Source organism: Burkholderia sp. ABCPW 14 (assembly GCF_001523835.1).
Taxonomy (GTDB): domain Bacteria; phylum Pseudomonadota; class Gammaproteobacteria; order Burkholderiales; family Burkholderiaceae; genus Burkholderia; species Burkholderia mayonis.
The window spans coordinates 1-12809 of record NZ_LOVS01000214.1 but is presented as its reverse complement, the minus strand read 5'-3'; the positions used below and the strand labels follow the sequence as shown (position 1 = coordinate 12809).

Annotated in this window: 9 protein-coding genes; 5 read left to right on the top strand and 4 right to left on the bottom strand. The window is 61.7% G+C overall.

All coding sequences use genetic code 11. The annotated features are described in order from the left end of the window. Positions 1-446 precede the first annotated feature (446 nt). Entirely contained in the window at positions 447-1046 is a 600-nt protein-coding gene (gene parA, locus WS62_RS31960) for a ParA family partition ATPase (RefSeq protein WP_374189781.1), read from the top strand. A gap of 24 nt (positions 1047-1070) precedes the next feature. Continuing rightward, a complete protein-coding gene (locus WS62_RS31955; protein WP_066579691.1) occupies positions 1071-2147 on the top strand; it encodes a ParB/RepB/Spo0J family partition protein in 1077 nt (358 codons plus the stop codon). 75 nt (positions 2148-2222) lie between these two features. On the opposite strand, the gene WS62_RS31950 is transcribed toward WS62_RS31955, so the two are convergent. After that, a complete protein-coding gene (locus WS62_RS31950) occupies positions 2223-3593 on the bottom strand; it encodes a replication initiation protein (RefSeq protein ID WP_066486741.1) in 1371 nt (456 codons plus the stop codon). Between the two features lie 3015 nt (positions 3594-6608). On the opposite strand from WS62_RS31950, the gene WS62_RS31945 reads away from it, so the two are divergent. Continuing rightward, positions 6609-7796 carry a DNA-binding protein gene (locus tag WS62_RS31945; protein ID WP_066579687.1) on the top strand — a complete coding sequence of 396 codons (1188 nt, stop codon included), beginning with the start codon at positions 6609-6611 and terminating at the stop codon, positions 7794-7796. 82 nt (positions 7797-7878) lie between these two features. Here the strand turns inward: WS62_RS31945 and WS62_RS31940 are convergent, their stop codons facing one another. From WS62_RS31940 to WS62_RS31930, 3 genes are all read right to left on the bottom strand, one after another. Next, the gene (locus tag WS62_RS31940) at positions 7879-8922 is read right to left on the bottom strand and encodes a tyrosine-type recombinase/integrase (protein ID WP_066579684.1); all 1044 of its coding nucleotides are present in this window, start codon (positions 8920-8922) and stop codon (positions 7879-7881) included. A 156-nt stretch (positions 8923-9078) separates the two neighbouring features. Then, positions 9079-9459 (bottom strand): DUF2471 family protein, encoded by a 381-nt coding sequence (locus WS62_RS31935; RefSeq protein WP_066579680.1) that lies wholly within the window; start codon positions 9457-9459, stop codon positions 9079-9081. Positions 9460-9538: 79 nt separating this feature from the next. After that, a complete protein-coding gene (locus WS62_RS31930) occupies positions 9539-10150 on the bottom strand; it encodes a helix-turn-helix domain-containing protein (protein WP_066579677.1) in 612 nt (203 codons plus the stop codon). 166 nt (positions 10151-10316) lie between these two features. On the opposite strand from WS62_RS31930, the gene WS62_RS31925 reads away from it, so the two are divergent. Both WS62_RS31925 and tdh read left to right on the top strand, forming a co-directional pair. Then, positions 10317-11516 carry a glycine C-acetyltransferase gene (locus WS62_RS31925; protein ID WP_066579674.1) on the top strand — a complete coding sequence of 400 codons (1200 nt, stop codon included), beginning with the start codon at positions 10317-10319 and terminating at the stop codon, positions 11514-11516. Positions 11517-11529: 13 nt separating this feature from the next. Then, on the top strand, positions 11530-12558 hold the full coding sequence (gene tdh / locus WS62_RS31920; RefSeq protein WP_066486748.1) for an L-threonine 3-dehydrogenase: 1029 nt from the start codon (positions 11530-11532) through the stop codon (positions 12556-12558). The last annotated feature ends 251 nt before the right edge of the window (positions 12559-12809 follow it).

The window sequence follows — 12809 nt, the reverse complement described above, 5'->3', positions numbered from 1 at the left end:
CGTTGGCGTTGGCGTTGGCGTTGGCGTTGGCGTTGGCGTTGGCGTTGGCGTTGGCGTTGGCGTTGGCGTTGGCGTTGGCGTTGGCGTTGGCGTTGGCGTTGGCGTTGGCGTTGGCGTTGGCGTTGGCCACCGCTTCAAGCACATGCCCGTCATGTCTCGGTGCGCAACAGATCTGTCCATACAAAAACACCGAATCGCAGAGTGCCGGCTCAGCCTCCCGCCATCAGGCTCTCCCTCATGATCCCATACAACATACGCACCACCTGCTGGCTTTATGCGCATAAACCATCGGCCAAACGGTCAGCGCGTCGCCAGTTCACAACAAATTCATTGAAATAAAAAAATCGTCCGGTAAAATTCTCCCGATCAAAACAGGAGTGAAAATGGCAGCTGAAATCATTGCAGTCACTCAACAAAAGGGCGGCGTCGGCAAGAGCACCATCGCGATGCATCTCGGCGCCGCGTTCCACGAAAAAGGGCGACGCGTCTTGGTGATCGACGCCGACGGCCAAAACACCCTCGTTCATTGGTCCAGCGCCTCCGCTGGCAGCGAAACCGGCATTCCGTTTCCCGTCGTCAATCTCGCCGAAGCCGGCGGCCAAATCCACCGCGAGATCAAGAAATTCATCAGCGACTACGACATCATCATCGTCGACTGCCCACCGTCGATTACCGAGAAGGTGTCCGGCGTCGTGCTGCTCGCCGCGACGATTGCGGTGATCCCCACTTCGTCGTCACCGGCGGACTATTGGTCGAGCGTCGGCCTCGTCAAACTGATTCAGCAGGCGCAGGTGATGAACGAAGATCTCCGCGCCGTGTTCCTGTTGAATAAGACCGAAGAGAAGCGGATGCTCACGCGTGAATTGAAGCGCGCGCTCGAGGAGCTCGGCTTCCCGCTTCTCAAGACGCAAATTCCCACGCGCGAAGCGTATAAGCAAGCCATGGCCCTAGGCCAAACCGTCTTGCAAATGAACGACCGCGGCGCCAAGCTCGCAGCGGCGGAAATTCGCGCATGCGCCGACGAGATCGTCGCGATGCTGCCCTGACTTTATGCGCATAAAGGACCCTGAATGAAACCCTCCCAATTCGCCAAAGGCTTCCAAGCGCGCCCCGACATCACGACCAGCGAAAAGCGCACGGCGCTCGATCGACTCAATGCGATCGACGGCCTCGTCAAATCCGACGCCGCAACGCCGGCTGCTCCTGCCGGCAAATCGCCGAAGAAGAATATCCCTGTCACGATCGTCGAAACCCCGCCGACCACGGACTCGATCGACGAATCGAGCCAGTATCGCGCGTGGCGAATCGAAAATCGCTATCAGCCCGGCCAGGTGATCGAACTGCCGCTCAAGACGATCAAGCCGAGCCCCTTCAATCCGCGGCACTTCTATTTGAAGACATCGATCGCGGAGTTGGCCGTCAATCTGGCGAAGCAAGGGCAGCAGCAAGCGATTCACGTCATTCCCGACTACGACAATCCCGGTTCCTATTTCGTCAGCGACGGCGGGCGCCGCGTCCGCGCATTGAAGGAAGCAAACAAGGAATCGGTCAAGGCGATCGTCATCGATCTGCCGATCGGCATTCAGAGCTACAAGCTCGGCTACGACCTCAACGTCCAGCGCGACTCGCAAACGGTCTTCGACAATGCAGTCGTCTGGAAGCGCTTCCTCGAGGAGAGTTACTTCCAGAGCCAAAAGGAGCTTGCCGAGCATCTCGGACTCGACGAGTCGACAGTGGCCGTCGCGCTCTCGATCGGCAAGCTGCCGGAAGCCGTGATGCAGGAAATGGTCGCGCGCCCGGATCGCTTCGGTTCGAACATGGCGTATCAGGTCGGCCGCTACCACACGGCGCGCGGCACCGACGCGACACTGCGCCTCATCAACAAGATTCTGTCCGACGATCTCAGCACCCGTCAGGTGGCTGACATCGTGAAGGGGAGGGCGACCTCGCAGGAAAACTCGAAGCCCGCGAGCCGGCAGCGATATGCGCAACGGCATGAGATCAAGCTGAACGGAGTGTCGGTCGGCGATCTGAAATCGTATGGCGAGGATCGCTTGGAACTGCGGCTGCGTGGCCTGACCCGAGAAAAGCGGGACGATATCCTGCAGCAGCTCGAGCGAATGCTGCTGTCGAACCGAACTGAATGAACCAAAAGAAGCGGGGCCCAGCGGGCCCCGTTTTTCGTTGCGGAAGAAATCGACTCAGGCGAATCGAGCAATCGCTCAAGCCGCGCGAGACTGGCTCAGCGTAAAGGCGAGCAGATCGCCGTCGGTCGGTTCGCCCCAGGTCTTTTGAGCGAGCCAGTCGAAAAAGGCCGTTTCGACGAGTTTCGAGTCCAGCCCTCGTCGACGCCAATCGTCACGCAGATGCGAACCCAGCGCAGGCAACACGTCGGATTCGAACGACGCGCGCGCGACCTCCCGCTCCGCGTCACCTTGTTCTTCATACAGCTGCTTCGCTTCCTTGCGCCGGTAAGCATCGTACTCGCTGCGCAGACGCGCCTTCGGATCGTCTGCCCGCCCGGCGTTGGCAGCGGCCAACTTGCCGCTGCTTGCAGGCGGCGGCGTTTCGACCGTGTCGACGGACGGTGCATATCCTTTCTTCAACGCATCCTTGAACAGCGCAGGCGCGCTGCGCACGGGCGGCAGCGTCGTGCTGCGCACCCGCTGCTCGGTCAATTGCAGCGCGGCGCGAATCCGGTTTTCCTCATTGTCGGCATAGAGCGTCTGCGCTTCCTTCAACGGAATGCCGATCTTCACCATCCGGTCGACGAGCGTGCTGTCGAAGACGTTCGGATGCTCGTCGAGTGCGAGCATCGGCTGCTTGCGCTCCGACACGCGGAACTGGATCTCGGCAACCCGACGTCCTTCGCGATGCTCGACCAGTTCGACGAAGATGTTCGTCACTGCGTTCACCTCAGCGATCGCCGGACGCAGATAGTCACGCTTGAAGTATTTGTACTCGCGCTTCGCCTCGTCGCCGGCCTCGGTGTCGGGCGTGCCCGACAGGATCGGGCGCCACCATTCCCAAGGCTCGCGCATCGTCAGATGGCTCGGGTTCGTCAGATAGCGCACGCAGATTTCGTACAGCGCGAGCCCCGCGCTGCTGCGCAGCTGGCTCTGGAACTGCAGGCTCAGACGCGCATACTGCACTGGGTCGAGCAGTTTCTTCTTGATCTTCGGCGCAAACGAGAACTCGACCCACACGCGCCGCGTCGCCGGATCTTCGAGAATTTCGGCGTCGGCGATCAGCGTGGAAATCCCCCATTTCCGACCGGGCTTCTGGCTCGACGTGCCGGTACTCCATTCGACCTGCACCGACACCATCCGCCGCAAGTGCTCCTTCACGAGCGCCGTATCGTTGGAGTCGAAGGCCGAATTGGCGACGATATCCGACAGCAGCGCGCGATAGGTATCGCCGGAATCGTCGGCTTGCTGGGCGACCGCAAGCAGCACGTTGAACAGCTTGCGAGTCAGGAGGGTGATCTTGCCGTTTTTCGGCTGAATTGCAATTGCCTCGACGGCCTTACGCAATTCGGCGGAACTAGCACTCACCACATCCACATCGGTTTTCTTGGCGCGCTTTGTGGCCATGCGTCGGGTCGGAGGAGAAGTTTCCGGAAGGATAGCGTCTGTGGTGATGCGCGTCCAGAACGGCATGCTCACCATATCCGGTGAAGCTTGGCGATTCGTCGCCACTCACCCGATCGGCCTCCCGCAAACGCTCACCGGTCCAAAATCCGACCATCCTCGACTCACCTTTGCGTGCCGCGGAAAACGCGGCGGACGCCCGTTTTCCCGCGCGCGCGTTCCGCAGTGCAACGGCTCCCGAATCATCTCACCTCAAATCTTGTCGCAAAATTGCTACGACGAATTTCGTGCACGCGGGCGTGTCCGCGATCGGCTCGCGGCGCCGATTTCGGAGGCGGCGATTTCGGAGGCGGCGAGCCGAGGGATCGACCGATGTCGACTGAAATCATGCCCAGCATGATGATCAGGCCGTTGGCCGGCCGGCGGATACCGGGAAGGGCGGAATTGGCAGCAATGCAAGTGCCCGGTATGACATCATCCCCCGATCATTAGGCGTTGAAGCTCGACGGACACCGATTGACGGCACCCGGCGCCCGGAACGATCCGCGCAACAATCGCCGGATCAGCTCGGAACGGGCGGCCGACGCCCGCCGGCAACGCAACTGACCCACACGTGGGCCGCGAAAACCGATCCGGGTCACCACTTACCTGCACCATCTCCCGATCTGCCGTATAAAGCACCGTGGGCTCAAAGGCCGCGTCGCTTCAATTGGCGCGCGTCCGATGCAAGCAGCACCCCGACAGCGCACGGCATGCGGGCGCCGATGGGCGACGTGAGCGAGTGCGGCTCATGAGGCTCACCGGACGGCAAAGCCGCCACAGGCGCAAAATGACGCGATAAACGGGCCAGCGCCGGCCGCCAGGATCTCGAGCCATACGAGCCCGCGGATCCGCGCAGGACGGCAAGCGTGAGCGCGGAAGGGCTAGATCCACTCACCGAAAACACGACGGGCCGGCAAACATTGAGGCCTGGGGCCAACCGAATACCCGGTGTGACGGCAAACGTGAGCTGCACCGGGCTGCTTCGACTAACCGAAGGGTCGAGGACGTCGTCAGTGAAACGCCGGCGACGGGCACGCATTGAAGACGGACATCGCCACGCCGCGATCCGGCGTGAGTACTCGGCGGCAAGTGCGACTCACCTCAAACCGGTCCCGGGAAGCACGAAAGCGACCGCATCAATACATGGACGGCAAGCCATGCGCGCCGTCCGCCCAAGAGCGGTGATGCGAACGACTGCTTACCCCGTTCGGAGCGCCCGCCGGACCAACATGAGGTCCTGGACGAGCCTGCGGCTCACCATCGGCGTCAGTTCGCGTGCACGCGGCATTGAGGCGAAACCCGGCCGATCAGCATGGCGGGCCGACCCACTCCGCGGAAATGACCAGCGTGAGCCATCGACATCCGCTCGAACTCACTCGACGTCGATTTCCCTCGCCCCGGCTCGACGACGCCACGCTCGCAAGCCCATCGGCCCCGGAAAGAGGTCGGCCCAACCGTCCGGGTGGACTCGGGCCAAGGCCGGACGCGGGCCACACAGCGTATCGAAGTTGCCCAACGTGAAGACCTGCATCCGGTTTGCCTCACCGCGAACCCCGCTTCCCGCCTGCGGCCAGGCCCGACGAGCCCGCAGCGGGTTGGTCAGAGCAGTTCGCCACAGCTCACGCCCCGCTATTCAGGTCCATTTCCCGAAAAAGCTCACCATTCGGATCCCGCGAACAAGCAATCGATCGCGGCCGCGGGACCGGCACACGGGCAACCACCGGCAATTGGCTCCCGTAAAGCCTCACCTCAAGACGATTTTTGACCCTCACGACGATACATCCGATATTCCCGAAAAAGCTCACCTTTGCATTCACGAGTAAAAATCTCTATAACATCAAGTACTTACGAAGCATAGCTGAAGCATCGATCGAAATTTTCCATCCCGAATTCCCTCACCTTTCGGCAGGCAGCCCAATGCCGAACTCGCGGCGTCACTTCCTGAAAAACCTCACCTTTGATGGAAAACCGGTGTCGAAATGGCTCTCACCATCCAGCATCCACGGGCCTTCGCAGGTAAGTGCATGCACACTTTTCCCGAAAAGCCTCACCTTTGGCAAATCCCAACCGCCTTCCTGGTCCCGAAAAACCTCACCTCTAGCGCAATCGGACGCCATCTGCCGCTCCCCCGAATACCCTCACCATTGATAGGACCCGGAGTCCCGAGGTCAAAGCCAGCCTCCCGAAAAATCTCACCTTTCGGTCGTTTCGGGCCACGAAGCCCCACCGGACAGGCCTTTACTGGCGTTCTTTCCCGGAAACGCTCACACCAAAACGGGCTGGAATCCCGAGAAATCTCACCTATCCCCCAAATCTGCCTAAAAGAAGGGCAGAATCGCTGCTTCACAGGCATCCCGAAAATCCTCACCCATGCCTGTGGGGTGTCAAACGGATCGATTCAGGCTCCACGCGGCTTCACCGTTGCTGTGCTCCTGAAAAATCTCACCTTTACCAATTTCGCCTGTGGGAAACTGTCCTGAACCCGCTCACGATCTTTCCTGCATCGGCTCACGCTGATCCCCGAACCCCATCACGTCGGCTCCCGGAAGCTGTCACCTTGTATCCCGTAAAACTTCACCTTCCCGGCCGCAATCCCTTGCGGGACAAGGCTTCCCGGTGGCGTTAACGTTTTTAACGAAGGTTTCAAGGGTGTTTACTTCTAATACTCTCGAGACTCCCCCGACGAGTTTTCCACAGAACCCCTATTTCGCCTCCAGATACACCCCGAGAACCACAGTCCCCTGCATGTGAAACAATTGCCGCTATTCGGGTCCCATCCGATAATCTTTTAAAAACATGACGTTAAGCTCGATTCTTCGCTTTGTTTCACGGTTTCGAAACATCTGAGCGAGCGAAACGGTACAAGATCCCTCCAAAAGCGCTCACTGGTGGCAAAAGTACAACAAGCGCCTCCAAAACGTATCAAATGGAACGTATTCCGTTATGATTGATACGTATTGTCTTCTGGCAGCAATTATGACGCTCGACGAAATCCGGCAAACCATTCGCGAAGAACTCGATGCGTTGCGCTCGTCCGGCGCGCGCCGACAAGATCTGTCGCTGCATGCGTGCAAGCGGCTGTTCTTCGATCTCGGTATACGGCCGTCCGCGGCGAACGTCCGCGATTTGACACAAACCGGTAGCGCGAGCGACATCCCGAAGGACATCGATTACTTTTGGGAGCGCATTCGCGCGGCGTCGAAAGTCAGGCTCGAGGGCGCTGCATTGCCTAAGCCGCTCGAGGAAAAAGCGGGTGCGCTGCTTGGCGCACTCTATGAAGAAGCACTGAAACAGGCGCGTGAGAGTCTTGATGAGGAACGGCGACTGGCGAGCGACGAAGTCGCCGCCACCGAGCAAAAATACCGCGACGCACTAATTCGTCAGGAAGCGCTCGAAACCTCGCTCGCCCGAAGCGACACGCGCGCCGAGCAGTTACAGAGCCGGTTGACCGAAGTCGAGGTGCAACTGGCGTCCGCGTCAACGCAAGGTCTCGCCCACCAGAATTCGCTGCAGGGCCTGATTCGGCGAATGGAAAATGAAAATGCACTGCTGAATCAGCGTCTCGAGGCTGAGCAGGGCCAAAATGCGGCGCTTCGCGAACGGATCGACGCCTTGCACGCCGAGTTGCGAGAAAACACCGAGCACTACGCGCAGCAAATCAAGGATGCGATCGCGGAAGCCGAACGCCGCGTGAAGCCGATGCTCGTCGAGCTCGACTCGTTGCGCAGCATGGCGTCGACTTATCAGCAAGGATTGCGCGACGTCAACCGTAAGGAATTCGACTTTCTGCAGCAACTGAGCGCGGCGAAGGCGAGAGCAGACCGGCTCGACGCCCAGTTGCACGAGCAAGGCGACGAATTGGCCGCGGCAGTCAAGGAAGCACAGACTTTGCGTGCCAGCCAGGGCATGGCGCCCGAGATCGCGGCGCTGATTCATCGCCTAGCCGACGCCGGCAGTCTCGACGCGGCGGCATTCGATGCGATCGGCACGTCGCTCGACCAACATGCGTCGCTGCCCGCGCGCTGTCCGAAGTGCGGCGACGGCGAACCCGAACTGTCGCATGACGCCGACGGCTACGAACTGCTCTGTCCCGAATGTGAACACGCGTCGGGGGCGCGACCGTCGCGCTTCGCGGCGGCCGCCTATTTCTCCCGGATATCGTGACGGAAGCCGCTCGATTTTCTCGAAGGTGAGGAAATTCGGGAGTCAAAAGGTGAGGATTTTCGGGGGCTGGAAAGCCCTGGTTTCAAGTCTGGCTTGATGCGATCGGCACTTCGTTAGTGAACGATTCGGCGTTCGGCAGCGCGTTCGCGAGGCTTTCCTGCCAATTTTTCCACGCCCGATGCAGTCGATTTGATGAAATCGGCTGCGCGAACCCCAGCCACTGTCCGACTTTCTCCGGCTCGACACCGTTTTCGAACAGTTCGGCGGCGAACGTATTACGCAACGTCTGCGGACTGGCGCGCGCGGTGCGAGCCTGCGCGATGTCGGCTGCATCGATGATCGCGTCGACCGCGCGCAGCATCGTCGCCTTGTGCATCGGCCGGCCGGACTGCGATGCGGGAAAGACGAGTTCGCCAGGAATGCCGCAGCGTTGGCGTTCGGCGAGCCATGCGTCGAACAGCGCGATCGCGAACGACGCAAGATGCGTTTCGCGCGTGAATTCCGGCTGCGCGGCAGGGATCGTCAGCATCGTCGAACCAAGTTTCACGCAACTAATCGTAAGTGCGCGCGCTTCGCCGGTTTTCAATCCGCCGCCGAGGAATGCGGCGATGAGCGCGCGATCGCGGCGTTCTTTCCAGAGCGCCGCGCCCATCGCAGGCAGCGGCGAAAACAAATACGCGAGCAACGCGGCGCGTTCGGCGGGTGCCAGAAAACTCGTCGGCTCGTTGTCTCGCGTGCTGCGCCAAGTTGCTTCGCCATCCTGAGCAATGAAGCGGGCAGGGTTCGTCGAGCCGAATTCGCTCTTGCGCACGTGATCGAGCACGCGCTCGATGAGCCTCAAATAACGGACTCTTTGCGTCTTCTTGATCGACAGTTCGCCGACGAAATGTGCAATCGTCTCGGTATCGACCGTCGCGAGGTTCTTCTGTCGTTTCGCGAGCCAGCCGAGAAACGCGCCCCATTGCGCGCGGTAGACGTCGGCCGACGAACGGCGAAATTCTTGGGCTGCCAGCCAAGCGTCGAACGCCGTGTCCGGATGGCTGAGCCAGTCCGACGTATCGCGATCGAATAGATCGCTCGGTATGTCGGGCGATGGAGAGGGACTCGTCAGAATGGGCGGCGACATGTTATTTATTCCGTTAGTTGCGATTCATCATAGCGTGTCGCGTTCGCTCGATAAAGGGCTTCGCGTGGGCGGCGAATGTCCGGCAGACATCTCGCTGCCGGTAATCGATCGAAGTGCGTGCGAGGCGCGAGCGCTCGGCCGAACACGGCCGCCTGCCTAGTCGCCCCACGCGCGCGATACGCGCGCGGGGCGCGCCGGCGCCTTTTTTGCGCCGTTCTGCACGTTCGCAGCCCGCTCGTACGCGGCGATCGCGAACGAGAACACTGCGGGCAGCGCGTTCGATCGCCCGAAGTCGACGAGATCGTCGGTTTCGGGAAAGCACAATTCGGCCGGACGGTCGAAGAGGCAGCGCACCATCGAATCGTGCCGGCTCGCGAAGCCGAGATCAGCAAGCGCTTCGGCCTCGATCGCGTGCAGGAGCCGCCACGTCAACGGAACGCCTTGTCGGATATAGCGCTCGGCAATGTGGCGGACAATCGTTTCCATATCGTGCGCCGCAGCCTTGAAGCTGAGCGCGGCCAAATCCTGTTCGGTCATCGCGGGCTCCTGTTTTGCGTATACTGTACAAATATACAGTATTTTGCGCAACTGGCTGCCTGGCCGACTAGACGCCGTGCTATCGATGGATCACGACGAGGAGCGCTTTCGCTTCGCCCTTGCCCGCATTGCGGATCGCGTGCGGCCCGTCGGCCGCGTAGCGTGCGGTGTCGCCTGCCTTCAGGCGACGCGTGACGCCCGCTGCTTCGATTTCGATTGCGCCGTTCAGCACCGTCAGATGCTCGCGCGTACCCGGCTCGTGCGGATTCGACGCGAGCGCGCCATTTGCCGGCAGCGTCAGCTCGTACCACTCGAATTTGCCGGCGAGCTCGATCGGGCCCCAGACGCGCAACTGGTATTGCGCGTCGTGGCCGGCAAGCGTCGGGATGTCGTGCGGGCCGTCGACGCGGATCGTCTCGGGCGCCTTCGGCTGCGCGAACAGTTCGTCGAGGCTGATGCCGAGCGCGTTTGTGAGCCGCCACGCGACGGCGATCGTCGGATTCGCCTTGTCGCGCTCGATCTCCGACAGCATCGATTTCGACACGCCCGCCGCGCGCGACAGATCGTCGAGCGTCAGCTTGCGCGCGTTGCGCAGGCGCTGGATTTGCTCGCCGACCCGCGGCGGCGTGGCGCCGGTGGCGCCGGTGGCGGCGGGCGCGGCCGTGCGCCGCGCGCCGGAAGAGCTTGCCATTTGAATTCCGTTCGCTTAGAGTTGTTCGGTATTTCGAATTTTAGTTCGAAATACAGGAAAAATACGCTAAATCCAACGGCCGACTATAACAGTAGCAAGCTGCTTTACCGCCGCCACGAGCGCGGACGAGCGCCGAGGCTTGCCGCCCATATCAGGAGCTTATGCAATGCGTGATGCCTTTCTCGCCCATCTACGCGGCACCCTCGACCAGATTCGCGCGGACGGTTTCTACAAGACCGAGCGCGAGATCGCGAGCCCGCAGGCGGCCGACATCCGGCTTGCCGGTGGCGCGCACGTGCTGAATTTCTGCGCGAACAACTATCTCGGCCTCGCGGACGACCCGCGCCTCATCGCTGCCGCGCAGGCGGCGCTCGAGCAGGACGGGTTCGGGATGGCGTCGGTGCGCTTCATCTGCGGCACGCAGACCGTGCACAAGCAGCTCGAGGCGGCCCTTTCCGCGTTCCTGAATACCGACGACTGCATTCTATATTCGAGCTGCTTCGATGCGAACGGCGGCCTGTTCGAGACGCTGCTCGACGAAAACGACGCGATCATCAGCGACGAGCTGAATCACGCGAGCATCATCGACGGCGTTCGGCTGTCGAAGGCGAAGCGCTTTCGCTACAAGAACAACGACCTCGCCGATCTCGAAGCGAAGCTGCGCGAAGCCGACGCGGCGGGCGCGCGCTTCAAGCTGATCGCGACCGATGGCGTGTTCTCGATGGACGGCATCATCGCGAACCTGAAGGGCGTCTGCGACCTGGCCGACCGCTACGGCGCGCTCGTGATGGTCGACGATTCGCACGCGGTCGGCTTCATCGGCGGACACGGGCGCGGCACACCAGAATACTGCGGCGTCGAGGGCCGTGTCGACATCGTCACGGGCACGCTCGGCAAGGCGCTCGGCGGCGCGTCGGGCGGCTATGTCGCCGCGCGGCGCGAGATCGTCGAGCTGCTGCGGCAGCGCTCGCGCCCCTATCTGTTCTCGAATACGCTGACGCCGAGCATCGCGGCTGCGTCGCTGAAGGTGCTCGAGCTGCTCGCAAGCGACGAGGGCGCGCGGCTGCGCGAACGCGTGCGCGCGAACGGCGCGCGTTTCCGCGAGAAGATGAGCGCGGCGGGCTTCACGCTCGTGCCGGGCGAGCATCCGATCATTCCGGTGATGCTCGGTGACGCGCAGGTCGCATCGAACATGGCGGATGCGCTCCTCGACGAAGGCGTCTACGTGATCGGCTTCTCGTATCCGGTCGTGCCGCGCGGCCGCGCGCGGATCCGCACGCAGATGAGCGCCGCGCACACGCCCGAGCAGATCGATCGGGCGGTCGACGCGTTCGTGCGCGTCGGCAAGACACTCGGCGTCATTTGACGGAGGGCCCGCGATGAAAGCGCTTGCCAAGCTCGAACGTGGGCCGGGTCTCACGCTCACACGTGTGAAGAAGCCCGAGGTCGGTCACAACGACGTCCTGATCAAGATCCGCCGCACGGCGATCTGCGGCACCGACATCCACATCTGGAAGTGGGACGACTGGGCGCAGAAGACGATTCCGGTACCGATGCACGTCGGGCACGAGTACGTCGGCGAGATCGTCGAGATGGGCCAGGAAGTGCGCGGCTTCTCGATCGGCGACCGCGTGTCCGGCGAAGGCCACATCACGTGCGGCTTCTGTCGCAACTGCCGCGCGGGGCGGCGTCATTTGTGCCGCAACACGGTTGGCGTCGGCGTGAATCGCGAAGGCGCGTTCGCCGAGTATCTCGCGATTCCCGCGTTCAACGCGTTCAAGATCCCGCCCGAGATTTCCGACGACCTCGCCGCGATCTTCGATCCGTTCGGCAACGCGACGCACACGGCGCTGTCGTTCAATCTCGTCGGCGAGGACGTGCTGATCACGGGCGCAGGGCCGATCGGCGTGATGGCGGTGGCGATCGCGAAGCATGTCGGCGCGCGCAACGTCGTCATCACTGACATCAACGATTATCGCCTCGACCTCGCACGCAAGATGGGCGCGACGCGCGCGGTGAACGTGTCGCGCGAATCGCTGCACGACGTGATGACCGATCTGCACATGACGGAAGGCTTCGACGTCGGGCTCGAGATGTCGGGCGTGCCGAGTGCGTTCACGTCGCTGCTCGAGGCGATGAACCACGGCGGCAAGGTTGCGCTGCTGGGGATACCGCCCGCGCAGACCGCGATCGACTGGAACCAGGTGATCTTCAAGGGCCTCGAGATCAAGGGCATCTACGGGCGCGAGATGTTCGAGACCTGGTACAAGATGGTCGCGATGCTGCAGAGCGGGCTCGATCTGTCGCCGATCCTCACGCATCGCTTTCCGGTCGACGAGTTCGAGAAGGGCTTTGCTGCGATGCTGTCGGGCGAGAGCGGCAAGGTGATTCTCGACTGGACGGCGTGACGTTGGCGGTGCTGCCCGGTTCAACAGAGCGCCGGGCCGCGAGTCGCGAGTCACGTTGAACTAAGGACTGCGAATGATGATTCGCGTGCCGCATGCGGCTAGCCGACGACCGTCGATCGGCTTCTGTCGATGGCGGTCAAAATCCGCGCTTTTCCGGCGGCGTCACGTAACGGCGGCATGACACAAGTTTCAAAATCGACGTTGCAGGAGCGACGAACCTGTCGGAAGCGGGATATTGACGCGGGGCGCGA